The sequence below is a fragment of the Microbacterium gallinarum genome (assembly GCF_014837165.1).
In the GTDB taxonomy this organism is placed as follows: Bacteria; Actinomycetota; Actinomycetes; order Actinomycetales; family Microbacteriaceae; genus Microbacterium; species Microbacterium gallinarum.
Genome location: NZ_JACSPM010000002.1, coordinates 385940 through 409920 on the forward strand (window position 1 = coordinate 385940; position 23981 = coordinate 409920).

At 69.7% G+C, this 23981-nt stretch carries 23 protein-coding genes and 1 tRNA gene; 9 read left to right on the top strand and 15 right to left on the bottom strand.

All coding sequences use genetic code 11. The features are described 5' to 3' along the window. Positions 1–67: 67 nt before the first annotated feature. Complete coding sequence (locus tag H9622_RS08705; RefSeq protein ID WP_191765995.1) at positions 68–829, bottom strand: EAL domain-containing protein; 762 nt, start codon at positions 827–829, stop codon at positions 68–70. Between the two features lie 176 nt (positions 830–1005). Between H9622_RS08705 and H9622_RS08710 the strand changes: the two genes are divergently transcribed. After that, the gene (locus tag H9622_RS08710) at positions 1006–1350 is read left to right on the top strand and encodes a hypothetical protein (protein ID WP_191765996.1); all 345 of its coding nucleotides are present in this window, start codon (positions 1006–1008) and stop codon (positions 1348–1350) included. Positions 1351–1356: 6 nt separating this feature from the next. On the opposite strand, the gene H9622_RS08715 is transcribed toward H9622_RS08710, so the two are convergent. Next, positions 1357–1797: a MarR family winged helix-turn-helix transcriptional regulator gene (locus H9622_RS08715; protein WP_191765997.1), complete on the bottom strand. Its 441-nt coding sequence runs from the start codon at positions 1795–1797 to the stop codon at positions 1357–1359. Positions 1798–1952: 155 nt separating this feature from the next. On the opposite strand from H9622_RS08715, the gene H9622_RS08720 reads away from it, so the two are divergent. Then, on the top strand, positions 1953–3344 hold the full coding sequence (locus H9622_RS08720; protein ID WP_191765998.1) for a diguanylate cyclase: 1392 nt from the start codon (positions 1953–1955) through the stop codon (positions 3342–3344). Between the two features lie 106 nt (positions 3345–3450). Here H9622_RS08720 and H9622_RS08725 read toward each other — a convergent pair whose 3' ends face one another. Together H9622_RS08725 and H9622_RS08730 are read right to left on the bottom strand one after the other, a co-directional pair. After that, positions 3451–4242: an ABC transporter permease gene (locus H9622_RS08725; RefSeq protein ID WP_191765999.1), complete on the bottom strand. Its 792-nt coding sequence runs from the start codon at positions 4240–4242 to the stop codon at positions 3451–3453. After that, positions 4239–5279 carry an ATP-binding cassette domain-containing protein gene (locus H9622_RS08730; protein WP_191766000.1) on the bottom strand — a complete coding sequence of 347 codons (1041 nt, stop codon included), beginning with the start codon at positions 5277–5279 and terminating at the stop codon, positions 4239–4241. Before H9622_RS08730 ends, H9622_RS08725 begins: the two co-directional genes overlap by 4 nt. A gap of 62 nt (positions 5280–5341) precedes the next feature. On the opposite strand from H9622_RS08730, the gene H9622_RS08735 reads away from it, so the two are divergent. Both H9622_RS08735 and H9622_RS08740 read left to right on the top strand, forming a co-directional pair. Continuing rightward, positions 5342–6361, top strand: coding sequence for a helix-turn-helix transcriptional regulator (locus tag H9622_RS08735; protein WP_191766001.1), 1020 nt, complete (start codon positions 5342–5344; stop codon positions 6359–6361). Positions 6362–6570: 209 nt separating this feature from the next. Further along, positions 6571–6978 carry a hypothetical protein gene (locus H9622_RS08740; protein WP_191766002.1) on the top strand — a complete coding sequence of 136 codons (408 nt, stop codon included), beginning with the start codon at positions 6571–6573 and terminating at the stop codon, positions 6976–6978. Positions 6979–7059: 81 nt separating this feature from the next. Here the strand turns inward: H9622_RS08740 and H9622_RS08745 are convergent, their stop codons facing one another. Beyond that, a complete protein-coding gene (locus H9622_RS08745; protein ID WP_318247070.1) occupies positions 7060–10047 on the bottom strand; it encodes a S8 family peptidase in 2988 nt (995 codons plus the stop codon). A 344-nt stretch (positions 10048–10391) separates the two neighbouring features. On the opposite strand from H9622_RS08745, the gene H9622_RS08750 reads away from it, so the two are divergent. Both H9622_RS08750 and H9622_RS08755 read left to right on the top strand, forming a co-directional pair. Beyond that, a complete protein-coding gene (locus H9622_RS08750) occupies positions 10392–10868 on the top strand; it encodes a heme-degrading domain-containing protein (RefSeq protein WP_191766004.1) in 477 nt (158 codons plus the stop codon). A gap of 100 nt (positions 10869–10968) precedes the next feature. Next, a tRNA-Met gene (locus H9622_RS08755) sits at positions 10969–11041 on the top strand. 3 nt (positions 11042–11044) lie between these two features. Here H9622_RS08755 and dacB read toward each other — a convergent pair. The 4 genes from dacB to H9622_RS08775 form a co-directional block, all read right to left on the bottom strand. After that, positions 11045–12625, bottom strand: a complete 1581-nt coding sequence (gene dacB / locus H9622_RS08760; protein ID WP_318247071.1) for a D-alanyl-D-alanine carboxypeptidase/D-alanyl-D-alanine endopeptidase — start codon at positions 12623–12625, stop codon at positions 11045–11047. Next, on the bottom strand, positions 12622–13653 hold the full coding sequence (locus H9622_RS08765) for a serine hydrolase domain-containing protein (RefSeq protein ID WP_191766005.1): 1032 nt from the start codon (positions 13651–13653) through the stop codon (positions 12622–12624). The genes dacB and H9622_RS08765 overlap by 4 nt, the downstream gene beginning before the upstream one ends. A 214-nt stretch (positions 13654–13867) precedes the next feature. Beyond that, positions 13868–14779, bottom strand: a complete 912-nt coding sequence (gene mmuM / locus H9622_RS08770; protein WP_191766006.1) for a homocysteine S-methyltransferase — start codon at positions 14777–14779, stop codon at positions 13868–13870. A gap of 54 nt (positions 14780–14833) precedes the next feature. Next, complete coding sequence (locus H9622_RS08775; protein WP_191766007.1) at positions 14834–15604, bottom strand: thermonuclease family protein; 771 nt, start codon at positions 15602–15604, stop codon at positions 14834–14836. Between the two features lie 164 nt (positions 15605–15768). Here H9622_RS08775 and H9622_RS16100 point away from each other — a divergent pair, with 164 nt between their 5' ends. Both H9622_RS16100 and H9622_RS08785 read left to right on the top strand, forming a co-directional pair. After that, complete coding sequence (locus H9622_RS16100; protein WP_191766008.1) at positions 15769–16632, top strand: O-acetyl-ADP-ribose deacetylase; 864 nt, start codon at positions 15769–15771, stop codon at positions 16630–16632. Between the two features lie 86 nt (positions 16633–16718). Beyond that, positions 16719–16949, top strand: coding sequence for a YkvA family protein (locus H9622_RS08785; protein ID WP_191766009.1), 231 nt, complete (start codon positions 16719–16721; stop codon positions 16947–16949). A 6-nt stretch (positions 16950–16955) separates the two neighbouring features. Here the strand turns inward: H9622_RS08785 and H9622_RS08790 are convergent, their stop codons facing one another. From H9622_RS08790 to H9622_RS08800, 3 genes are all read right to left on the bottom strand, one after another. After that, the gene (locus H9622_RS08790) at positions 16956–17522 is read right to left on the bottom strand and encodes a pyridoxamine 5'-phosphate oxidase family protein (RefSeq protein ID WP_191766010.1); all 567 of its coding nucleotides are present in this window, start codon (positions 17520–17522) and stop codon (positions 16956–16958) included. Positions 17523–17679: 157 nt separating this feature from the next. Next, the gene (locus tag H9622_RS08795) at positions 17680–19038 is read right to left on the bottom strand and encodes a diguanylate cyclase domain-containing protein (protein WP_191766011.1); all 1359 of its coding nucleotides are present in this window, start codon (positions 19036–19038) and stop codon (positions 17680–17682) included. Then, positions 19035–19886, bottom strand: coding sequence for an alpha/beta fold hydrolase (locus H9622_RS08800; RefSeq protein WP_318247072.1), 852 nt, complete (start codon positions 19884–19886; stop codon positions 19035–19037). The genes H9622_RS08795 and H9622_RS08800 overlap by 4 nt, the downstream gene beginning before the upstream one ends. 167 nt (positions 19887–20053) lie before the next feature. Here H9622_RS08800 and H9622_RS08805 point away from each other — a divergent pair, with 167 nt between their 5' ends. Beyond that, positions 20054–21352, top strand: a complete 1299-nt coding sequence (locus H9622_RS08805) for a GGDEF domain-containing response regulator (protein ID WP_191766012.1) — start codon at positions 20054–20056, stop codon at positions 21350–21352. A gap of 5 nt (positions 21353–21357) precedes the next feature. Here the strand turns inward: H9622_RS08805 and H9622_RS08810 are convergent, their stop codons facing one another. The 3 genes from H9622_RS08810 to H9622_RS08820 form a co-directional block, all read right to left on the bottom strand. Then, positions 21358–21705 (bottom strand): sugar ABC transporter ATPase, encoded by a 348-nt coding sequence (locus H9622_RS08810; RefSeq protein ID WP_191766013.1) that lies wholly within the window; start codon positions 21703–21705, stop codon positions 21358–21360. Between the two features lie 147 nt (positions 21706–21852). Further along, a complete protein-coding gene (locus tag H9622_RS08815) occupies positions 21853–22953 on the bottom strand; it encodes an ABC transporter permease (RefSeq protein ID WP_191766014.1) in 1101 nt (366 codons plus the stop codon). After that, positions 22950–23966, bottom strand: a complete 1017-nt coding sequence (locus H9622_RS08820) for an ABC transporter ATP-binding protein (RefSeq protein ID WP_191766015.1) — start codon at positions 23964–23966, stop codon at positions 22950–22952. The genes H9622_RS08815 and H9622_RS08820 overlap by 4 nt, the downstream gene beginning before the upstream one ends. Positions 23967–23981 lie beyond the last annotated feature (15 nt).

Genomic DNA, 23981 nt, shown 5'->3' on the forward strand with positions numbered 1-23981 from the left:
CAGTGCTTTTGACTCGTCGAGGGAGCCCTGGACAGCCTCCTCGTAGGCGGGCCGCCCGGGCCCGGGATCAGTTCGGCGCACCGCTGCCCGGGAAGGCGATCTCGGAGTCCGGATGCCGGATGAGGAAGCCTTGCACGCGATCACAGCCCAGCTCTACGGCGACATCGAGGTGGGTCAGGGTCTCGACACCCTCGGCCACCACGCGGAGACCGGCATCGTGTGCGATCGTGACCGCTTCGCGCAGCGAGGCGAGCGCCGGACCATCCGCCGACCGCACGAGACGACCGGGGATCTTGACCTCCGTGAGCGGCGGACGGGGAACGGACTGGAAAGGGAGCGAGCCCTCGCCGTAGCCGGAGAGCGAGACTTCCACGCCGATCTCGCCGAGCGAGCGCAACTGCGCGAGCACGACGGGGTCGTCGACCGCCTCGTCCGAGGTGAGCTCGACGATGAGTGCCCCGCTCGCTGCTCTGCGGCGCCGGTACTCCTCCGCGACGTGCGTGGCGAACGAGTCGTCGGCGAACTGCAGCGGCGAGACGTTCACGGCGACAGCCCACGGACGACTGCTCTCGTGCCACTCGGCCTGTGCACGGAGGCCCTCGGCGAGCATCCTCCGCCCGAGCGCGTGGATCACGCCGCTGCGCTCGGCGACCGCGATCATCGTTTCGGGATCGATATCGCCGTAACTCGGGTGCTCCCATCTGCACAGCGCTTCAGCGGCCACGATCGACCCCGTCTCGAGGGAGACCTGCGGCTGGTAGACGGCGTAGATCTCGGGACCGCCGACCGCGGCCGCCAGGTCGGCGGCGAGGTCTTCGGACGTGAGCACCCCCCTAGACCACCCGTTCTGCGACGCGATTGCAACCGCGCGCGCGGCGGGCGGGTATCGGGTAGATTCCGCGCTCGCGCCATCGATGCGCATTCCGGATGGGGTGTGCGGTCCTCGGCGCACGAAGGCCGCGTTCTCTATAATCTTCACGTCGCAGCTGTGGCGGGAGGATCGCGATGGCGTTTCGGAATCTGGAGACGTTGGAGTCTTGGCTCGCCGAGTACCGCGCGCTCGGCAGACCACTGGCGGATGCCGCGCGCGTGACCGTTCAGGACGGAGATGGCGGGGCGAACACCGGGCTGGTGATCGTGCGGCTCGGTCACGCTCCGACCGGCGTCTTCATCCAGCCGGCGACGCAGGATGCGTCCGGGTGGGTCGCGACGATGGAACCCCGCGAGGAGATCCTGGTGCTCGACCCGGCGGGGCTGCTCGAGCTGTCGGCCGAGCTCGCCGCAGTCTCGGACCTGTGCGCTTTCCTCGAGGAGAAGTCGCGCGCGTACGAAGGCACCGACGTCGCCTGAGTGGCGTCAGTGCCGCGTGCCCACAGTGGCCTCGGTGAGCGACTTCAGCAGCTCGGCCGATCGGCCGACGAGGACCTGATCGGCGGCCCCGACGGCCACGTCGAAGTCGTCGTCGAACCGGTTGAGGACCGACCACGGGTCTGCGGCGATGTCGATCGTGGCCGTGATGCGGTTCACGCGACGGTCGTCGGGGTCGACATCGCGCCGAACCAGGCCACGTTCGACCAGCCGGTCGATCAGGGTGGTCACGCCGGCTGACGTGATCCCGAGGTACTCGCGGAGCGCGGTCGGCCGCGTGCCGGGGTTGCCGACGATGTACAGCAGGGCCCGGGCATCGGTGTCGCTGATGCCGAGGCTGACGCGAGCGGCGATCATCGCGGCATTGCGCGCATCGAGGTACTGGCGCAGCGCAAGCCCGAGCGTCCACTCCGGTGTCCCGTTCACCATGCGGCCATTCTCTCTCACGCTGGGGGGAAGCAAGTACTTCACCATCTAATAATTAGCCATCTTAGCTAACTTGACGTAATATCGGAAGAGCGGGAGAACTTCTCCTGCTCAACGCGACGTCCTCACCGCCGTCTCGTCACGACGCACCGCTCGCGGTGCAGAAGCCGGAGGCTCTCGTGAACAGCGGCACGCTCGGCCTGGCGACCTGCGGTCAGATCGCCGTCGATCAGGACGCGATGATCGTGGACGCCGACTCCCAGGTTCTGGAGTGGCTCAACTGCGACCGCGACGAGGTCGTCGGACATCCCCTCGGAGCAGTCCTCACGCTGCGGATGCCGTTCTCCGGCTCCGGCGGCCAGCGTCCCACCGACGCCACACTCCACGGTGTGTCAGGAGTCGTGCGCCCCGTCGTCGTCGGCTCTCTCGGCAAGATCGACTCCGGCGTGGAACGGATCGCGGTCTACGACGTCTCGACGCGCTCGGCGTTCAATCTCGGATTCCGGGGCGCGGAGGCGAAGACCGAGCGCGGCCGGCATCGACTGCAGATCCTGCTCAACGCAGCCGTCGGTTTCGGCAACGTGCGATCGGAGCTCGATGCCGCCGAGCTGCTGGTCGACGTGGCGCAGCGAGCGTTCGCCGCGAGTGCCGTCAGCGTGCACATCAGCGGACCCGACGGAGTGTTCCAGGCCGCCGGGACGAATCCGCTCGCGGCTCACTGGCCGGAAGGCCTCCGTCCGACCGGCACCATCACGATGCTCGGCGGCGAGGTGCTGATCGTGCGCTCGCCTGACGAAGCGGACTCCTACGTGCCCGGCATGAGCGAGGTCTTCCATGCCGGTGGGGTGCACGCCGCGATCGCCTCGCCGATGCACTCCCACGGTGACGCCGTCGGCTCGATGGTCTGCTTCTTCGACCACCCGCGCGAGTTCGACGAAGAGGCCGTCCCGCTGGCCGACGCGCTCTCGAATCAAGCGGCCCAGGCGATCGCCCGGATCCGCCTGGAAGACACGCTGCGCCGCGCAGCGATGCACGACGAGGTCACCGGACTCCCGAATCGGCGGCTGATCGAGGAAGACGTGACGCGTACGCTCTTCCACGCCGAGTCGGCCCTCACCGTCATCTTCATCGATCTCGACGGCTTCAAGGCGGTGAACGATCTCCTCGGCCACGCGGCCGGAGACGCCCTGCTTCGTGAGACGGGGCAGCGCCTGCGTGACGTCACGCGACAGTCCGACGTGGTCGGACGCTTCGGCGGGGACGAGTTCATCGCCGTCGCGGCGGTGGAGAGCGCCGGGGATGCCGTCGCCCTCGCGGAGCGCATCCGCGCCGCCATCGCCGAGCCGTACGACGGACTGCCCTCTGAGCTCGCCATCACCGCGAGCATCGGCGTGGTCACCGTCGGCAACGACGGGGCTGCCGTGATGGACCAGCTCATCCGCGCGGCCGATCACGCGATGTACGAGGCGAAGATGGCCGGCGGCGATCGTGTCTCCGTCGCACAGACGGAACTCGCGTCGGTTCCGTCCGGCTCAGCGCTGCCGGCCTGAGCCGGCGCCCGGAACCCACGGGCGAGTTGCCGGTCCTGGCGGGTTTCGCTCGCGCGTTCCCGCCAGCACTGGCAACTCGGCGCCCGCGGATCGTCCGGGGACCGGGTCAGCTGCTCTTGCGCATCGCCCGGATGCCGGCCCACAGGCCGAGCGCGGCGAGCACCAGCGCGGCGACCCAGCCCCACAGCACCTCGACCGCCGCGAGGTCTCCGGCGAAGAGCGCGCGCTCGGCCTGCACCACCCAGTTCACCGGGTTCACGGTCGAGACCGCCTTCATCCAGCCCGGGCCGTCGTCGAGCGGAAGGAGCATGCCCGACAGGATCAGCAACGGGAAGATCAGCGTCTGCTGCACGCCCCAGAACAGCCACTCGCGGTCCTTGGTCTTCAGCGCGAGCGTGTACGACAGCGAGCCGAGCCCGACGCCGAACACCGCGAGCAGCGCGAGACCGATGACCAGGCCGGGGACGTTGATGGTGAAGCCGAACGGCCAGGCGATCAGCACGATGATGAGCGCTTGGACCACGATCGGCGCGATCTCCTTGAGCGCGCGGCCCACCAGCAGCGACGACCGCGCGAGCGGTGCGACGAGCGTGCGCTCATGTGAGCCCGTCATCATCTCGTACTGAAGATTCGACCCCGTCGCACCGGTGCCGAACAGCACGATCATCACGAGCACACCAGGCACGAACCACTGCAGGGTCTCGCCCACCGGCGCGCCCGACGAGCCGATCAGCAGCGGCGCGAAGAGCCCGAGGAACACGAGGGGCTGCACGAGGCTGAAGATCAGAGTGAACGGGTCGCGCGCAACGGGCTTCAGTTCGCGGGTCAGCACGTTCCAGGTGTCGCGGGCGGGGTTCGCGCGCACGGCCGTGTCAGGCCGGATCTCGGTCGCGGTCATCGCTGGACTCCTTCCATGACGGATGCCTCGGGCGAGGCATCCGTGCTCTCCTCTGTCTCTTCCGCCACGCCCTCGCCCGCCTCGCGCAGCGTGCGTCCCGTCAGGGCGAGGAACACGTCGTCGAGGGTCGGCGGAACGCCGGTCGCCCGCTGCACCGTGATGCCCGCGGCGTCGAGCGCACGCACCGCGGTCGGCAGCAGGGCGTCGCCGTCGGGCGCCGTGAGAGTGACGTCCGCGCCGTCGGCGCGCACCTCGCGGTCGGTGAGCCGCTGGATGACCGCGACGGCGGCTGCGGCATCCGCTTCGCCGGCGAAGCCGAACGTCAGCAGATCGCCGGCCAGGTTCGCCTTCAGCGCGGCGGCGGTGTCGTCGGCGATGACCCGCCCCTTGTCCATGACCATGACACGCTCGGCGTAGCGGTCGGCCTCCTCGAGGTAGTGCGTGGTGAGGAACACGGTCGTGCCGTACTTCACGCGCAGCTCGAGGATGTGCTGCCACAGGTTGGCCCGGCTCTGCGGGTCGAGGCCGGTCGACGGCTCATCGAGGAAGATGAGTGGCGGCGCATGCATGAGCCCGAGCGCAACGTCCAGCCGTCGCTTCTGCCCGCCCGACAGCTGCTGCACCGAGCGGTTCGCGAACCCGGAGAGATCGAGCGACTCGATCAGCTCGTCGGCCCGCGCCCGGCTCGCCTGCTTCGACATGCCGTAGAACGCACCTTGACTGAGCAGCTCGTCGCGGGCGCGCTGCGAGAAGCTGCCACTGGTCAACTGACCCACGTAGCCGATCCGCGCCCGCACATCGGCCGGCTGCTTCAGGATGTCGAAGCCGACGACCCGCGCCGTGCCGTCGGTCGGAGGGATGAGGGTGGTGAGCATGCGCAGGCTGGTCGACTTGCCCGCGCCATTGGGTCCCAGGAACGCCACGAGCTCGCCGCGCGCAACCTGGAAGGTGAGGTCGGTGACCGCCTCGACGGTCTTCTTCTTGACGGCGAAGCGCTTGGTCAGCCCCTGCGCTTCGATGATCGGTTCATTCGCCATGCAGCAAGGGTAGAAAGCATTGCGGACGGATCCTGTCCGCGTCATAGGGCAATCTTGAGGACATGTCCGATACGACCACGCGAGCCCTCTCGCTGCTCAATCTGCTCCAGACCCACCGTCACTGGCCGGGTTCGGAGCTCGCCGAGCGCCTCGGCGTCACCGAGCGCACCGTTCGCCGCGACGTCGAGCGCCTGCGCGACCTGGGGTACCGCATCGAGTCGTCGCCGGGTGCCGCGGGCGGATACCGCCTCGAAGCGGGAAGCGCGGTCCCTCCTCTCCTGCTCACGGATGAAGAGGCGGTCGCGATGGCGATCGGGCTGCGGGTCGCGGCATCCCAGCGCCTCGTCTCCGGTCCCGAGACGACGATCACCGCCCTCGCGAAGCTCGAGCAGGTGCTGCCCGCACCGCTGCGGCGACGGGTGAACGCGCTCGCCGAGACGGTGCAGCCGGCAGGGCTCAACGCGGGCGCCGCGGTGTCGAGCGATGTGCTCGGCGAACTCGCGCTCGCATCCCGCGACCACGAGCGGGTGCGGTTCACGTACACCGCCGCGTCGGGCGAGGTCACGCGGCGCCGCGTCGAGCCGCACGCGCTCGCCCCGGCGGACCGCCACTGGTACCTGCTGTGCTGGGACCTCGAGAAGGACGACTGGCGCACGTTCCGCGTCGACCGTCTCGCCGACGTCGAGCACACGCGCGTGCTGTTCGAGCCGCGCCCGCTCACACCCGAGCAGATCGAGGAGTTCATCGTCGTCGCGCGGTCGTGGGTGCGGCAGAAGGTGGAAGCGGACGCCGTCATGGAGCTGCCGCTCGACGTGATGCGCGAGTACTTCGGGCAATGGGGTCAGGGCGCCGAGGCCGAGGACGACACCCGCACGCGGTGGCCGGTCGGCGGTGCCGACTGGCGCGAGACGATGTACGGGCTGATGTGGATCCCGCCGGGCGTCGAGTACACGACCGACCTGCAGGAGCCCGGCCGGTCCGAGCTGAGAGAGTCGCTGGAGCGGATGCTGCGCGCGATCGACGCGCCTCCGCCTCCGCCCCGCGGAGCCGCGCCACGCCCGCGCACGCCGACCCCCGACTGACGAGCCGGTCGCTGCTCGCCTGTCACATCGCGCCGCCCGCGGCGGCATTTCGTGACAGGGGAGCCAGCGGTCGTCCTGCTCACCTGTCACAAAGGGCCACGCATGGCGGCATTTCGTGACAGGCGAGCGGTCCCGAGGTTCGGGGGCGGCTTCCGGCACAGCGGGCTCGCAGGACGCGCACCTACGCTGGCGCCGACGGAAGGAGTGACATGCGCCGAGCCATCCTCGCGGGCGCCGGAGGGATGCTCCTGCTCCTGCTCACCGCTTGCTCCACCGGAGGACCCATGACCGACCCCACCACCCCCTCATCGAGCCGCCCGCCGTTCGCGACGACCACGCCCGGCCCCGTCGGCCCGTCGGGCACCCCTGCCGACGTGTCGCCGGAGAAGTGGGATGCCCTCGCCACCGACCTCGCGGAGCGCGGGGTGGCAGGCGAGCCGGTGCTGGTCAGCGCCGAGGCTGTGACGTGGCCGAACGGCGCGCTCGGCTGCCCCAAGCCGGGCATGTCGTACACACAGGCCGTCGTCGACGGGATGCGCGTCGTCGTCGAGGTCGACGGGATGAGTTACGACTACCGCTTCGGCCGCGGCGACGCACCCGTGCTCTGCGAGGCCTGAGCGCAGCATCCGCTCGACTCAACCAGACGACGAGGGCGGCACCCCCTTCCGGGAGTGCCGCCCTCGTGCGACTGCGGAAGGCTACTTCGTCTTGACGAGGACCGTCTCGCTCGTACCCGACTTGTTGTCGAGCACGACCGCCATCACACCGAGCGGCTTCTGCGTCGCGTACGCGTCACCGTCGACGGCGACGTCCACCGTGACGGTGCCGTTGCGCGGCACCTCGGCGTACTGGCCGTTCTCGAGCGCCGGCGACCACGGGTTGTACTTCGCGACACCCTCGATCTCGTCGAAGAGGGCCGTGTCGGTGATCGAGTAGCTCGCGACCGTGTAGTCGAACGAGCCGGCGGCTGCGGTGAGCCCCAGGTCGCTCGCCCACACCGGCAGCATGATCGTGCTGCTGTCGGTCGGCGCCGTGGCGTAGAAGCCCGCGGCGAGCAGACCCTGCGGCGTGCTGATGAACACCTCGGAGCGGCCGCTGACCGAGCCCGTGCGCACCAGACCGGAGTCGGCCGAGAACACGATCGCCTCGGGGTTCCCGTCGCCGTTGCGGTCGATCACCACGTCGAACTCGTTGCTCGACACGTTGGACCAGCGCGAGTGCGTGTTCACCGCGAACACGAGCACCTGGTCGCCGTCAGGCTGCGGGAACGACTGCACACCCGCCGACGCGAGGTCGATGCCGGTGTCGTTGAGCTTCTTCGACACGTCCTTCGGGTCGCTGAGACCCCACGTGAAGAAGTCCGCGCCTGCGGTCTGGGCGCCGATCGTGTTGGTCAGCTTGACCGCCTTGCCGGCGTCGGCAACCGTCTCCTTCTTGCCGAACAGCGCGCCGGTCTTCGAGGCGACGCGGCTGTCGGCACGCGGAACCATCAGGTACGGCACACGCAGCGTCGAGGCGTCCGACGTGAGGACGACGTCGCCCGAGAACTCGTACTGGGCGAACGGATCGACCGTCGACGAGCCGACCGCGTCGGCGGCCGCGGTGAGGCCGACGATGACCGTCGCCTTGCCCTTGGCGGGGACCTTCACCGAGCTGCGGTTGAACGTGAGCGTCGCCTTCTCGGACTGCGCCGACGGAGCCGAGCTCACCTTGTAGGTGACGGCCGTGTCGCCGTGGTTCGTGATGGTGATCGTCTTCAGCCCCGCGAAGCCGAGCGACGACTCCTGGAACCCGAAGTTGAGCGCCGTCTCACGGAGCCAGCCGCTGTCGGTGCGGAACGCGTCGCCGGTCGCCGTGACCTTCGTCGCGACAGCCTGCGCGGCGTCGACGAGTCCGACTCCGCCGCGGGTCATCTGCTGGCCCGCGACCTTCTCCGGATCGGCCGACGACACGACGGCTGCGGAGACCTCGCCGGCCTTCCAGCCCGGGTGGGCCTGGACGGCGAGAGCAGCGACGCCCGCAACGTGCGGGGCGGCCATCGACGTGCCCGAGATGGTGGCCGGGCCGTTGCCCGTGCCGACGCCGGTCGAGACGATCGAGACGCCCGGCGCCGCGACATCCACAGCCACACCGCTGTCACCGCTGCGCGGGCCGTTCGACGAGAACGAGGCGTAGCCGCGGAACGAGGGGTTGGCGAGGTCGGCTGCGGCGATGGTCGCCGGAGCACTCGACACGAACTTCGGGCCGTCCGACATGCGGACGCCGAGGAACGGGATCGTGACGTTGAACGGGTCACCGTTGTCGGGGTTCTCGGTGATGACACCCTCGAACGGCGGGTAGTCGTTCGTGTTGTTCACCATGAGGGCGGCAGCGGCACCGGCCTGCTCCGCGAAGATCGGCCGCGCAGCGCGCGCGCACGTGCCTCGCTCCGAGACGGCGAGCTGGTTGAGACCCGGTGCCACACCGTTGCTGGTGTACGCCGCGACCGAGCAGCCGAGTGCCTCGTTCTCGGCCGTGGCCGGGTTGTCGGCCAGTCGCACGACCGTCATGCCGGGCAGGCCGGCCAGGTCGGCGCCGTTGGCGTTGATCGCCGAGACGGCCACGCCGTTCACCGTGACGGTGGCACCGGGGAAGCTCGCGGTGCTGTCCACCGCGGCGACCGAGATGACGCCCTCGCCGTTGCCGGGCGAGCCCGCGATGTACGGGGCAGGTCCGGAGTTGCCGGCCGAGGCGACGACGACGACGCCCGCGCCGATGGCGTTGGCGGCGGCGACGGCCTCGGGGTCGTCGGCACGGCCGAAGCTCGAGCCGAGCGACATGTTGATGACGTCCATGTCGTTGGCGACGGCCCAGTCGATGGCGGCGGTGGTGACGTTCGTCGAGCCGTCGCAGCCGAACACGCGCAGGGCGTAGAGGTCGACCTCAGGCGCGACGCCGGGGCCGATCTTCCACGGCTGCGACGCGGTGGACTCGTCGTACGCGCCCGTGTAGGTCGCGCCGTCGGTGGTGACGCCGCTGCCGCCGGTGGTGCCGGCGACGTGGCTGCCGTGGCCGTTGCAGTCGAGCGGGTTGGCGTCGGGCTTGGGGACGCTGCCGTCCTCGTTGGCGTTGTAGTCGTCGCCGACGAAGTCCCAGCCGCCCTTGATGCGCGGCGCGTTCGGACCGAACAGCGCCGGGTCGGCCGCCTCGGTCTCGGCGGCGTTGGCCGCCTGGTAGGCCTCGACCGTGCCCGGGCCGCCGAAGTTGGCGTGGGTGTAGTCGATGCCGGTGTCGATGATGGCGACCTTGATGCCTTCGCCCGTGTAGCCGGTGTTCTGCCACACCTGCGGCACACCGAGATACGGGACCGAGACCGCGTTGTCGATCGTGTACGTGCGCGCGGCGTGGATGCCGACGACGTTGGGCAGCGCTGCCACAGCGTCGACCGCGTCGGCCGGGATGGTCGCCTGCACGCCGTTGTACGCAGACTGCATCGTGGCTTCGACGGCGCCGCCTTCGGCCTCGACAGCACCCACGACGGGCTGCTGGACCTTCTCGAGCGACTTCTTGATGGCACTGCGCTCGGACTTGCTGAGTTCGCGGCCCTTCTCGGCCTCGACCACCGCGACCGGGTCGCCCGCGAGCTCGACGACGACGGTCACGTCGCCGTTCGAGTTCGCGCTGAGCGGCTCGACCGTAGCGCTCACGGGGCCCCGGGTGGGGGCTTCGTCGAATCGCGACGACGGGTCGTCGTCTGGCGCGGCGAATGCCGCGGTTGTGGGGAGTGACAGCGCCACGACAGCGGCGACCGCCAATACACGTCGGTACAAGGGGGTCCTACTTTCTCCGTACTGGGGGTTGGAGTGTGGATGGTCCCGTTTCGCTCTGGGGGTGGAAGCGAGACACTTCGGCGAACGTATGTGGCAATTCACATCAAGTCAACGGTCGATTCTCAGGTTGAGCAGACCGCACAATCGACCCGCCGCCAGCGGCCGCCGACTTGTCCTGTTGCACAGTGAACGGCGCCGTATCGAGAGATACGCTCGACGGCATGAGCGACGAGGCGCAGGGCATATTCGACCGGATCGAGTCCGAGGAGCGTGAACTGGTCTTCCCCGGCTTCGACCTCTCGGATGCGTGGACCCTCGGCACTCGGATGCGCGCCGCCGCCGAGACCGCAAGCCTTCCGATCGTCATCGGCATCACGCTCGGCGATGCCCGCGTGTTCCACACCGCCCTGCCGGGATCGAGCGCCGACAACGACGGCTGGCTCGAGCGCAAGACCCGCGTCGCGCGCCGCTACGGCCGGTCGTCGTACGGGGTCGGCCAGTCGTTCCGCGCCGCCGGCAAGGACTTCGACGTCGACGCCCGTCTCGACCCGGGGCTGTACGCGGCGCACGGCGGTGTGTTCCCGCTGACCATCGCGGGCGTGGGCGTCGTCGGCACGGTCGGAGTGTCAGGCCTCCCCCAGGCTGACGACCACGCCTTCGTGGTCGCGCAGCTTCGCGCGTACCTCGCTGAATTGTGATCGGATGCCGCACCCTGCGTTTCGTCACACGTCGACGCACAGCGACACCGACCGTCATTCTCGTCGTGCGTGTCGCCGGGCGCAGCTAGCGTGAGGTCATCGCGACGGTCCGGGTGGTCCCGGGCACCGGCTCATACCCGGATGCGCTGCGGGTTCGACTCCCGCCGTCGCGTCGATCAGAACTCCTGCTGGATGGCGGCCGCGACCGCGCCGACGTCGTCGTTCGCGGCGAAGACCCCATCGATCTCGTCGGCGAATCCCTGGTTCATGATGATCGTGAAGGCCAGATTCCGACCGCTCTCAGACTCCATGACCCCGCCGAGAGCCTTGGTGTTCAGCCGGTAGCGGTCGTTGACCGCATCGCCGCCGACGAGTGTGCCGGTCTTGGCGAACACCTTGCCGGCGGCTGGGCTGTCTGTCTGCACCATCGCGAGCGAACCGTCGACGCCGAGGATGGGCATCGTCGCCCGCCACTGGTCGGCATCCGGCCGTGCGGCCATGATCGCCTGTGCGGCGACCCCGTTCGCCGGCGTGACGTAGTTGCCGTTCAGCCCCGATCCGTCGACGAGCGAGATGCCGGTGGTGTCGAGCCCCGCCTCGGCCCACAGCTTGCCGACCTCGGCGAGGCCGGCGCTGCAATCGGCGACCCCGGCCTCCGCGGAGAGCAGGCAGACATAGGTCTGGGCGCCGCGGTTGTAGCTGATCTTCATGACGTAGGTCGCCTGCTGCGCGAGCGGCAGCGAATCGAACTCGGCCACCGTGGGGAGCTCCTCGACCTGATCCTGCGCGGGCAGCGCGGTCGTCGAATTCACGGCGACCGGGTCCCCGCCCACGCTCACTCCTGCCCGGACGAGCGCTTCTATGAAGGCGGTGCGCGCGAACGACGCCGGGTCCTCGAGCGCGAAGACCTTGAGGACCGGTTCGCTGTCGGCGGCGATCGTGCCGCTGATGGTGATCGCGCCGTCGCCCGTGGAGTCGGGATCCGCGATCTCGGTGTCGCCGCCGGGGGCGACGGTCGCCACCGTGCCGACGATGTGCCACGGCGCGACCGCGGGCGTCATCTCGATCGTCGCCGGCTCGCCCGCCGCGCCCGGCGTGACGAGCACATCGATGAGGTTCTGGTTGACGACGATGGGCGTGATGGGCTCGCCCGCGAGCGTGCCCTGGAAGAGGCGGTCGTCGACCACGACGGTTCCCGTCACGGCGTCGATTCCGGATGCCTTCACCTGAGCCGCGAGGTCGTTCAGCGCAGTGAGCGGGTCTTCCGTCGTGAGCGTGGCACCCGGCAGCGGGTTGGCGTCGTTGTGGTCGAGGTCGGTGAAGTCGACGGTGCCGTCGGGCTTGGTCCGGCCGCCGAAGGTGAAATCCCCCATGCCGACCAGCACGAGGTCCCCGTTCAGCGTCGCGCCGTCGACCTCTGCCGTGCGCTTCACGGGTGTGGTGATGACGTGCTCGGGGCCCCACTTCAGCCACGCGGCACCGACGCTGTAGGTCTTGGTGAACGAAGCCGGCTCCGCCATCTGCGAGCCATTCAGGTCGATGAGGACCTCGCCCGAGTCGAGGTCCGTCACCGAGATCAGCCACTGGGCGTTGTCGTAGCGCGGCTGGTTCATCACGTCGAGCGCGGCTGACGGGATCGCGTCGTCCCCTCCGGCGGCCGCGGGCGCGGGCGAATCGAAGGTGCAGGCGGTGGCGGTCGCGGCGACGAGCACCGCGGTCAGGGCCGCGATCCCGATTCGCACAATGCTGCGGGTCACTGCGTGGTCTCGCTCTCCAGGATGTCGGCGATGCGGCGGAACGTCTGATCCGCGGGATGAGCCTTGTCCGCCACGTTCGATTCGTTCATGAAGACGACGATGCTGGCACCGGTGTCCGGATTGTGGAAGACCGCGGCCGTGTAGCCGAGCCCTTCGCCGTTGTGACCCCACCACCCCGCGGTCTCTCCGATGCCGAGGGCGTATGTGTCGTACGGAGGACCGACTTCGAGAGGGGCGCCCACCTGGCGCTCGGCCTGCGTCGCCGGGTCGAGCATCGCGCCGGTCGCCAACGCCTCGGCCCACACCCGACCGTCCTCCAGCGTGCTCACCATGGATCCTGCCGGCCCGAAGATCGAGAAGTTCTGCTGCTGAGGCTCGCGCGGCTCGTCGCCCGGGACGTACCCGAGGGGATGCGGCTCCGTCCACGTCGCGACGTCGACGATGTACCTCGTCGCATCCAGCCCGAGAGGATCCAGCATCCGCTCCTGCAAGACGTCGGCGAACGACTGCCCCGTCACCTCCTCGATCACCGCCCCGAGGAGGTTGGTGTTGGCGTTCGTGTAGACGTGCTGAGTGCCCGGTTCGAACTGCGCGGGTTGACCGAGCACGAAGCCGTTCAGCTCGTCGAGCGTGAAGATCCGTTCCGGGTCGACCTGGAACTCTGCGATGAAGTCCTCGTTCGTGTAGTCGATGTTGCCGCTGGACATGCCCGCCAGTTCGCGCAGAGTGATCCGGTCGCCGTCGGTGACGCCGCCCACGTACTGGTCCAGCGTGTCGTCGAGAGTGAGGAGCCCCTCGTCGACGAGCTGGAGCAGCATGGTCACCGTGTAGGACTTCGTGACGCTGCGCAGCGGCCACGACATGTCGGTGGTCGTCGGCGTGCCGCCCGCGATGTCTGCGAGGCCCGCGGCGGTCGTCCACGTCCCCTCGTCCGGGATCCAGACACCCGCGACCGCACCGGGCACGTCGTACTCGGCCATGGTCTCGTCCACCACCGCCTGGAGCTTCTCCTGGAGCTCCGCGGACAACGCGCCCTCGCTACCCGATGACGACGGAGCAGCGGCGGGTGAGGCTGCACAGCCGGTGACCGCCAGGACGGCGATCGCGACGGCCGACACTGTGCGCGCTCGATGACGCGTGCCTTCCGCTCGATGGACAGTCGGCTCGTTCACGTATGCCCCCAGACGTCAAGGCCCGACGATATCGTCGGGCGGCTCGCGGCGGTAGAGGGCTCCGCCCCCGCTACGCGACCGGCCGGTGCAGCGCCCGTGACATCGCTGCGATGGCCGACGGTCCGATCCGGCAGCATCCGCCGATGAAGGTCGATCCGTTGTCTGCCCAGGCCGCCGGAAGCGTCATGTCGAACCCCGGCTCTCCGACCCAGCGTCGCGCCGCGCCGTCCCAGGTCTCGCCCGAGTTGGGGTAGGCGATGGCGGGCTTGCCACTCGCCGCGGTGGCCGACCGCACCGCCGGCAGCACATCGCCCGGCGCGCAGCAGTTCACGCCGACGGCGACGAGGGACCCGTGGCCGGCGGCCAGCGCGAAGGCTTCAGCGGCCGGATGGCCGTCACGCAGTCGGGCCCCTGAGATCGTGCACGACAGCCAGGCGGGCATCGCGAACTCGTCGACCAGGTCGAGGAGAACCGAGACCTCGTCGAGGTCGGGGATCGTCTCCAGGGCGAGCAGGTCGGGCTGGGCGCTCGCGAGCAGCTCCATCCGCGGGGCGTGGAAGTCGCGGAGCACCGCGCGACTCACCCCGTACCGTCCGCGATACTCCGACCCGTCGGCGAGCACCGCTCCATACGGACCGACGGATGCCGCGACCAGCCGCACCGCTCCATCACCGGCTGACTCGGCGACGTCGTCGCGCACCTCGCGGGCGATCGTCACGCTCCGCTGGATGAGCGCCTCCGCTTCGGCGCGAGTCATCCCGTGGCGCTCGAAGCCCGCGACGCTCGCCTGGTAGCTGGCGGTGGTGGCGACCTGGGCGCCCGCGTCGAAGTACGCACGATGCACCGCTGCTATCTCGGCCGGTGCGTCGCGCAACAGTCGAGCGGTCCAGAGTTCGTCGGTGAGGTCGTGGCCGCGTTCGGCGAGCGCGTTGGACAGCCCTCCGTCGAGCACGACCACCGCCGGTGTCGTCGAGGTCGTCACCCGCCCATCATCCCCCGCTCGTGTCGTGACGCGGCACGACGCGGAACGACCGGTTCACTCGCACGCCAGCCCGTCGCCGTCGCCGTCGCCGTTGTTCCCCGTGCGAATCGCGAACCAGTCGTAGGCCCCAGCCTGCGAGGGATCGTCTCGGCTGAACGGTCCTGTCGGGTGACCGACGCTGTTCTTCTTGAGCTTCGTGCACGACGAGTACTGCTCCCACCAGCCGTCGCCCGTCGGGGGCGCGACCGGCGCGGTCTGCCGGCATGCCACCGTGACGACTGCTCCGTCCGGGCCGAGCGCAGCCACCTGTGATGCGTGATACGCCGTCTCCCGCGGATGCGCGGGATAGCCGTCGCGCGAGTCGTACCGCGCGACGGCGTTGCCGGCTTCGAGCTGCATCAGGCCGAGGTCGACGCCCGAGGCGGTCGCGACGTACCGGATGAGCCGTCCGTGGCGGTCCTGGTCGTTCTGTCCCGCAGGGACCCCCAACTCGACAGCGTCGCCGGCCGAGAGCATTCCGCTGATCGCGGCGGCGGCCTGCACGTCGCCGCACTCACCGCGTTCGGGCGTGTCGATGCCGATGATCCTGACCGTTCCCGCAGACGTCTCGATCGTGTCGCCGTCGATCACCTCCACGAAGGTGACGAGGTCCGGAGCAGGCTGTGCCGGAGCAGTCGGCAGAGCGGTGGGCGTCGGCGTGGTGAGAGCGGTGGGTGCGGCCGCGGGCTCCACGACGTCCGCCACCGACGGCTCCGCCGCGCAGCCGGTCACGATGATCGCGATCGCTGCGGCCAGCCCGATACCGGCCAATGTGTTTCTCGCCATTCCCCGCCCTCGTTCGCCACAACGTCTCCACGATGCCAGCCGTAGAGCGCTCGACCGTCGAGCCTCGGTCGCCGCTTGGCCAAGGCTGACCGATCCCTGAGGGTTCGGATCCGATTCACGCAAGGATGCGGCCGCTCGATGCGCAGCGGGTGCAGACTCGAACCGTGGTCACTGTCACCGCCGTCCACGGCGACATCACCGAGCAGCGCGTCGACGCCGTCGTGAATGCGGCGAATCGTCAGATGCGCGGCGGCGGCGGCGTGGACGGGGCGATCCATCGAGCCGGTGGGCGCGCGATCCTAGACGACTGCATCGCGCGGTTCCCCCGCGGTCTGAGCACCGGCGACGCGGGATGGACGACCGCCGGCGCCCTGCCTGCCACGTGGGTGATCCACACGGTCGGCCCGAACCACGCTGGCGGCGAGCGGGACCGAACACTCCTGGAGTCCTGCTATCGACGCTCGCTCGAGGTGGCCGACGAGCTCGGCGCCGAGAGCCTCGCCTTCCCGCTGATCAGCGCCGGCATCTACGCGTGGCCACTGAACGACGCGATCGACGCGGCCGTCGACACCGTCCACCGAACGCCCTCGCGCGTCGAGGAGGTCCGGCTGGTCTCGTTCACCGCCGAGACCCACCGGCGAGTGCACGCCCAGGTCCTGCGACGCTTCCCTCCACCCACCGAGCCCGACACGATCGGCCGGCTCTTCGATCGCTCCCCCAGCCAGTGGGGCCTGCGCGGCGACCCCTATCTGTGGCGTGCGCTCCGTGCGGAACTCGCGACCACCCCCCTTCCGCCGAACTCGTGGGAGCTCCAGGACACGATCCACGCAGCGGCCACGGGGATCCTCGGCACTCCGCTCACGAGCGCCGACGAGCCGATCCACGTCTCCGAGTTCGACCCGGGGCACGGCATGTCGGCGGGTGCGATCCTTCCGTCCTGGTGGAAGCACACCGGCATCCGAATCCTCATCGACCGGTACGAGGCGACAGCGACTGAGGAAGGCGACCCAGCTGCCCGCGAACCCTGACCCGCCACATCACAGCACGGCATCGGCTCCCTGTAAATCTCCTGGTGCCCAGCCGTTCTCGACCCACCAGCACGCACACTGGACCCATGTGGTGGAAGTTCCTGCGAGCAGTCAAGACGCGCGAGCACCGCGTCGCGCCGACGACGTGGGTCGCCGCGCTCGCCGCGACGGTCTACACCTTCGTGCCGTTCGACCTCATCCCCGAACTCGTGCTCGGCCCGCTGGGACTCGCCGACGACGTCAGCATCTGGGCGATCTTCGCCGTCCTCCTCACGCGCGAGAAGCATCGCTGGCAGGCAGCGCTCCCCGCACGGTGACCCTGATCAACCCGGATCCTCCGGAGTGTGCGGCGCGCGCCGTGTCGTGACCGGGTGGTGATGCGGGATCGGCTCCGGGTGGGTCGCCGCGCCCCCGTGATCGACCGCGATCTCGGCCGCCGCGTGCGACTCGAAGGGCCTGGGGTGATCGATGCGTCCGTCGGTCTTCGGGAATCGTCGCCCCGTGACGGCGCGACCTGCGATCCGCATCACGAAGAACTTCGGCGCGGGGCTCCACGACGCCAGGTTCATCACACCGCTCGAGCGGATCTCGTCTTCCCGCGTGACCCGCTCGGCGTCGCCCCGCACGACCACGCTCCACCGCACGTGCTCGTCGTGATCGTCGACCTCGAACGCGACCGCGGGGTGCTGGGCGATGTGCAGCAGCTTCGCATCCCTCGCGGTGCGCACGTACAGCGACCCCTCGTGGGGCACGTAGTTCACCGGGAAGATGTCAGGCGTGCCGTCGGCGTTGATGACGGCCAGGCGGCCGAACGACGTGGTCTCGAGCAGCCTCCAGCACTCCGCCGTCTCGAGCTTCTCGATTCCCCTGCTCCGTGCGCCCTCAGCCATGCGCTCCTCCGTCCTCTCCCCCTCTGGTCTACCCGGTGACCCGCGAGAGGGGAAGCGGGTCGGCTACGAGAGCAGCACGGAGAGCGGATGCCGTCGAGCAGCGGCTCGTCGGTGACCCACCCCGGAAACGGCGGGGCGCAGCATCCGCTCCTCCGACTCAGACCCCGTTGAAGGAATGCCGGTTCTTGCCATGCCGCTTGGAGTCGTACATCGCGGCGTCGGCGCGCACGAGGAGCTGCTCGGGCGTCGGCGCCTCATCCACGCCCGGACGGTAGAGCGAGATGCCGATGCTCACGGAGGCGGAGATGATGCCGTCGGCGACCACGATCGGCTGACTGCAGATCTCCAAGATGCGCGACGCGATCGAAGCGGCCGCGGGGTCGTCGGCTCCGGCGCAGATCGCCACGAACTCGTCGCCTCCGATGCGGCCGACGACGTCGTCGGAGCGCACTCCCGACTGCAGTCGGGTGGCCAGCTCGATGAGCACGAGGTCGCCCGTGGCATGGCCGAACGCATCGTTGATGCCCTTGAAGTCGTCGACGTCGAGGAACATGACGGCGAGCGGCTCGTTGCGGTCCGTCGCGTGCCGGATCGCATCATCGAGCGTCAGCTCGAGCAGCTGCCGGTTCGCCACGCCGGTGAGCTGGTCGTGCAGTGCGAGGAATGCCAGACGGCGCTGCAGGCGCACGCGGGTGAGGGTCTGCGACGCTTGTCGGCCGAGGGCGTCGAGCAGGTCGAAGAACGACGAGTCGAACTCGGTGCGGCGGGCGAAGAAGCAGACCAGGATGCCGAGCCGCACGCCGTCCGCGACGAGCGGCGTGACAGTGAGCGATGCGAGCCGCTCGGCGCGCAGCGCCGCGGCGACCTGCGGGAAGTCCTTCTCCTCGGGGCCGGCGGTCACGACGGCGACCTCGGGCGTCGTGCGCAGCTCGGGGATCGGAGCGACCTTGCCTTCCAGGGGATTCGTCCCGCCCACCAGCACCAGTTCGTCGTCCTGGATCAGCAGAACTGCCGTCTCGCGTGCACTGAAGGCCTCGCGTGCGACGGAGGCGAACGATTCGGCGACGTCCTCGTCGGTGGCGCTCACGCCGAACGCGGTCGAGACGTCCTGCAGGATGCGCACACGCTCCTCCGATGTCTCGGCGGCGCGGCGCGCGGAGAGCAGCTCTCGCTCGTAGCGGATGCGCTCGGCAGCGCTGAACACCACGGTGCGGATGAGCCCCGCCTCGTCGTCGCGAGCCGAGTTGATCAGACTCGGCATGGGCGCGCCGTCCGCCTTCACGAGGGTCAGCGCGATCTCGTGCACCTCTCCCTGCAGGTGCATCACCTGCATGTGACGTGTCTCGTAGAACAGCTTGCTGCCGGGATCGAGCAGCTGGGCGAACGGTCGTCCGACGACCTCATCGAGGCGGTAGCCGGTCCACGAGAGAAACGTCGGGTTGACCTCGACGACCTCACCGTCGAGCGTGGTCGCCACCAGCCCGCACGGAGCGGACCGGAACCAGTCGCCGTTCATCGGACGTACGCGCGGATCTCGGCGATGACCTCGTCGGGGGCCGAGAGGATCGGCACGTGCCCCGTAGCCGCGAGCACCGACAGTCGACTGCCCGCGATCTTGCCATGGACGTACTCGCCGACTTCCCCGGGTGCGATCACATCCGCCGCGCACTGCATGATCAGGGTCGGCACCGAGACGAGCGGAAGGTCGGCACGGTTGTCGGAGAGGAAGGTGACGTGCGCGAAGTGCTGCGCGATCACAGGGTCGATGCTGCAGAAGCTGTCGGTCAGCCGCTTCCCCAGCTCGGGACGGTGGGGCGTCCCCATGATCACGGGCGCGGTCGCCTGCGACCAACCGAGATAGTTGGCGTCGAGCGACTCGAGCAGCGCGGTGATGTCGGCCGGTTCGAACCCTCCGCGGTACGACCCATCGTTCGTGTAGCGGGGTGACGGACCGATCAGCACGAGCGCGCCGAATCGGTCGGGCCGGCGGTTGGCGGCGAGGACTCCGATCATCGCGCTCACTGAATGGCCGACGAAGACGACGTCGGTCGCATCGAGCTCTTCGAGGATCTCGAGGACGTCGTCCGCGTAGCCGTCCAGCGAGTCGTACTTGCCGCGGTCGTATGCGGACGAGTCGGACCCGCCGGCGCCGACGTGGTCGAACAGCACGACCCTGTGGTCGCGCTCGAAATGCGGAGCGACGAGGTTCCAGGTCGCCTGGCTGCAGCCGAACCCGTGCGCGAAGAGCATCACCCGCCCCGCGGGGTCACCCGAGAGGGTGACGTTGTTGCGACGTAGAACGTCGGTCGTCCGCACAGCGGTCATGGCGTTCCAATCGAGTGCGACGGGGGGGGAGCCGCACATAGCCCGATCGTACGTCACAGCGACGCAGCGAGCCGCTTTCCCGTGTTCCGCCTCCTGAGGTGTGCGCATTCCGGCTCGACTGCGCAATCCGGGCACTGGATATGGTCCGACCATCGGAGGACGATATCGTTCAGGTACTGCTCCGGGGCGAGTGAACGGAGACATGGTTGGACGATCAGACGCTGTTGCCGGTCGGCATCGTGCACCTCGCGGAGAACGGCAGGATCGTCAAGACGAACGCCTGGTTCGCGGACTGGGCTGGCGCCCCGATGGAGGCTCTTCCGGGCAGGATGATCGACGAGTTCCTCGTGCACGCCCACGAGGACATCATGTCCCTGGACGATGCCGGGCCGTGGGTGATGGTGCACGCGCAGGATCCCAGCAAGGCCGTCATGGCCACGCGCCATCGGCGGCCCGATGACGACGTCGTCGTCATGGCCGAGGCATCCAGTCGATTCAGCGCCCTTCGAGATCTGCGCCGACAGTACGCCCTCGCCGACCGCACCCGCACGCGGCTCGAGCTCGTCATGGACTCGTCGATCGCCTTCTCCACGGCGACGACCGAGGCCAGGCTGGCCGAGATCCTCGCCGATACGACGGCAAGCGCCTATCGGGCGGAGGAATCGACCGTATACCTGCACATGCCCGACGGCAGCAGCGCGGTGGCCGCCGGCTACGACGGGCTCGAGGGTCGGCTCGACGCCGAGACGCTCATCGCGATGGTGAGCGCACCGCGACGGATCCTCAAGGTCCAGAGCGAGGACGAGGCCGAGCGTCTCGTCCCCGGGCTCGGCCCCGCGATGCGCACCGCCGGCGTCCGCGCGTTCATCGCCGCTCCCCTGCACCATGAGGAGATCGACTTCGGCGCGTTCGTCAGCTGGTTCCACCACGACCGCACCTTCGACGACGAGGCGTCGACGCTCGCGGAGGCGCTCGCCGGCCAGGCGGCGCAGTCGCTCGCGACTCTGCGGCTGCAGGCCCGGCTCGCGCACGCGGCGACGCACGACGAGGTGACCGGCCTGCCGAACCGCCGTCTTCTCGAGGCGCACATGGAGCAGATCATGCGCACCACCCGATGCGCGGCGCTGTTCGTCGACCTCGACGACTTCAAAGGCGTCAACGACCGGCTGGGTCATCATGTGGGAGACCGGATGCTGCGCGACGCCGGCGAGCGGCTGGCGAGCGCAGTCCGCGCCGACGACCTGGTCGCGCGCTACGGCGGCGACGAGTTCGTCGTGCTCTGCAACGTCACAGATAGCTCTGTCGCGACCGAGATCGCCGATCGCATGCTGTCGGTCCTGCGCGGCGAGCACGGAGATCCTTCCCGGGCGGCCCTGCGCGCCAGCATCGGCGTCGCGATCGCCGAGCATGCGGGCGAGGCGCCTGCCGAGCTCCTGCGCCGCGCGGACGTCGCGATGTACCGCGCCAAGAGCGCGGGCGGCGACCGGTTCGTCATCGCGCGCTGAGTGCGTCAGAGGTCCTCGGGTGCGAGGTCTCCCTGCCCCTCGTCGCCGAGCTCGGCGTCGACGGGCGCGAGTCCTTGGGTCTCGGGCTGCACGCCCCGGCCCGGCAGGTCTTCCGCGGGGATCTCGTCGCGCTCGTCGGGGATCATCGCCGGGTCGGCGCCGGTCGCGGTGTCGCCGTCCAGCTCCTCCGGGGCCGCTCCCGCATCGAGCGCCGTGGTGCGATCCCACTCGGCCTGTGCGGGGTCCTGCTGCGGGTCGGCCTCGACCGACGCATAGCCGTCGCGCAGCGGTTGGACAGCGGGCTGGTCTCCGCCGGCGGGGGCGGTGTCATCGACCGGATTCGAGTCGCTCATGATTCTCCTTCCGTTCACCGCAGCAGCGGTGGCACGTGCGGGTGGATCGTCCGATCCTCACCGGTCGACCGCTCGCCCGCAGGACCCTTGACGGGCCGGAGCCGGTGGCCTATCGGCGCCGTCACGGCCGCACCAGCCCGTCGAGCGTCAGGCGATGCGGGTTCCGGGCGGCAGCGTGCGGGCCGGCGTGCGGGTGCGGGCCCAGGCCCACCAGAGCAACCCGGCCGCGAGCAGCACCTGCAGGCCGAGCCCGACGAACCAGCTCGGCGCGGTCTCGTCGACGATCTCCTCCGGAGTCTTGGTCTCTTCGTTCGCGGGCGGACTGCATTCGTCGTAGGTCGTCTCGGCCTCGGGCGCCTGCTGTGCCCCGCGCACGCCGGTCTTGATCTGCCCGAAGAGGTCGACGGGATAGCCGCCCCTGTCGAAGGTCGTCGGCGTCGCGTCGGCGAGGATCACGAACGGGTTCGCGGCGAGGATCCACCACACCCGGTCGAACCGCGGAACCTCGTAGGTGTACGTCTCCCACTCGCCGCACGCGAGCTGGCCCTCGTCCTTGCACGGATAGTCCGCGGACGGCTCCTCGCCCGGCATGCACGGGAAGTCGTCGCCCTGGTACTGCTCCCAGTCGATCGCGCGGTAGTTGTTCACCTGTTCGGTGCGCATGGTCGCGCCCAGCAGCCCGAATGCGATGAGCGAGCCGATCACGAGCGCGGCAACGACGAGGTAGGTGGTCGCCACCGAGAAGAGCGGACGGGCCAGGATGCCGCTGAGCCCGACGCCGATCGCGGCGATCACGCCGACCTCGACGATGAGCACGACGAGCGACACCACGATGGTCGCCGCGTTCGCGCCGCCCGCCAGAGTCGCGGCGATGAGGAAGGGGACCGACACGGCGACGAAGGCGAGGCCTGTCACCCACGCCGCGAGGAACTTGCCGATCAGGATCTCGCCGGTGGTCGCGAGTGTGACCTGCACCGGGGCGAGGGTCGCGGCATCCCGATCCCCGTTGATGGAATTGCCGCTGAGCGTCGGTGAGACGAGGACGATCAGCAGCAGGGTGATGTACACGATCGTCGAGTAGACGGCCTGGCCCTGCTGATCCTCCAGCGAGCCGAACGCCAGGAACGACAGCAGCGTGACGATCAGCAGCAGGCAGCCGAAGACGCCGAGCATCACGTACCAGGCGATGCTGCGGGTGCGCTGGGTCAGCTCGAGGCGGACGATGGTTCCGAGTCGCTGACCGCTCATGCCGTCGCCCCCTCGTCGTTCGTCTGCTCGCCACCGACGGTGGGCGGTGCGGGCGGCGCGGGTTCGGCCGCTGCCTCCTGCGGAGGCACTCCCCTGCCGAGGTCGAGGAACGTGCGCTCGAGGCTGCCCTGTGCGGCGGCGAACTCGGCGACGGCCAGCCCGGCCGCGACGAGTTCCCGCAGCGCGGCGACGGCATCCTCGTCGGACGAGATCTCGACCACGACATCGCGCCGATCGACCGTGATCGACTCGGGAGACAGTCGCAGCGCTGCCGCGACCTGCGGACGCGCGTCGGACGCCTCGACCCCGTCGAGCCGCACCCGCCAGGGTCGTGCGCGGCGGGCGGCCGCCTCGACGCGCCCGGCATCGACCGCCTCGCCTGCGACGAGGAACACGGCGTCGTCGACGACCTCCTCGAGCTCCGAGAGGATGTGGCTCGACACCAGGACCGTGCGCCCCTCGGCCGCGAACCGGCGCAGCAGCACGCGCAGATCGATGCGCGCCTGGGGGTCGAGACCCGACGCCGGCTCGTCGAGCAGAAGCACGCGCGGTTCGTGCACCAGGGCGCGGGCGAGTCCGAGCCGCTGCTTCTGACCACGCGAGAGCACCTTCGCCGGAGAGTCGGCGAGCGCCGTGAGACCGACTTCTTCGAGCAGCGCGGTGGCGCGAGCGGATGCCTCGGCCTTCGGCATCCCGTACAGCCGGCCGGTCACGACCAGCGTCTCGCGCGACGTGAGCGCGTCCCACGCCCCGAGGGCGTCGGGCATCCAGCCGATGAGGGCGCGCGCCGCGTGCGGGTCGGAGATCGGGTCGACGCCGTCGATGCGGATCGAGCCGGCGTCCGGCGCGAGGAGCGAGGCGAGCATGAGGAGGAGGGTCGTCTTGCCCGAGCCGTTGGGTCCGACGAGTCCGGTCACGCGGCCCGCGTGCGCCACGAGCGACACGTTGCGCACCGCCTGGATGTCGCCGAACGCGCGTCGGACTCCTTCGACGACGATGCCGGGGGAGGTCATGAGACTCACAATCTC

Coding starts and splice junctions, on each gene's coding strand:
- H9622_RS08710 (WP_191765996.1), top strand. CDS start 1,006: ATGGCGTTTCGGAATCTGGAGACGTTGGAGTCTTGGCTCGCCGAGTAC.
- H9622_RS08715 (WP_191765997.1), bottom strand. CDS start 1,797: ATGGTGAACGGGACACCGGAGTGGACGCTCGGGCTTGCGCTGCGCCAG.
- H9622_RS08725 (WP_191765999.1), bottom strand. CDS start 4,242: ATGACCGCGACCGAGATCCGGCCTGACACGGCCGTGCGCGCGAACCCC.
- H9622_RS08730 (WP_191766000.1), bottom strand. CDS start 5,279: ATGGCGAATGAACCGATCATCGAAGCGCAGGGGCTGACCAAGCGCTTC.
- H9622_RS08735 (WP_191766001.1), top strand. CDS start 5,342: ATGTCCGATACGACCACGCGAGCCCTCTCGCTGCTCAATCTGCTCCAG.
- H9622_RS08740 (WP_191766002.1), top strand. CDS start 6,571: ATGCGCCGAGCCATCCTCGCGGGCGCCGGAGGGATGCTCCTGCTCCTG.
- H9622_RS08750 (WP_191766004.1), top strand. CDS start 10,392: ATGAGCGACGAGGCGCAGGGCATATTCGACCGGATCGAGTCCGAGGAG.
- H9622_RS08775 (WP_191766007.1), bottom strand. CDS start 15,604: ATGGCGAGAAACACATTGGCCGGTATCGGGCTGGCCGCAGCGATCGCG.
- H9622_RS08785 (WP_191766009.1), top strand. CDS start 16,719: ATGTGGTGGAAGTTCCTGCGAGCAGTCAAGACGCGCGAGCACCGCGTC.
- H9622_RS08790 (WP_191766010.1), bottom strand. CDS start 17,522: ATGGCTGAGGGCGCACGGAGCAGGGGAATCGAGAAGCTCGAGACGGCG.
- H9622_RS08795 (WP_191766011.1), bottom strand. CDS start 19,038: ATGAACGGCGACTGGTTCCGGTCCGCTCCGTGCGGGCTGGTGGCGACC.
- H9622_RS08800 (WP_318247072.1), bottom strand. CDS start 19,886: ATGTGCGGCTCCCCCCCCGTCGCACTCGATTGGAACGCCATGACCGCT.
- H9622_RS08810 (WP_191766013.1), bottom strand. CDS start 21,705: ATGAGCGACTCGAATCCGGTCGATGACACCGCCCCCGCCGGCGGAGAC.
- H9622_RS08815 (WP_191766014.1), bottom strand. CDS start 22,953: ATGAGCGGTCAGCGACTCGGAACCATCGTCCGCCTCGAGCTGACCCAG.
- H9622_RS08820 (WP_191766015.1), bottom strand. CDS start 23,966: ATGACCTCCCCCGGCATCGTCGTCGAAGGAGTCCGACGCGCGTTCGGC.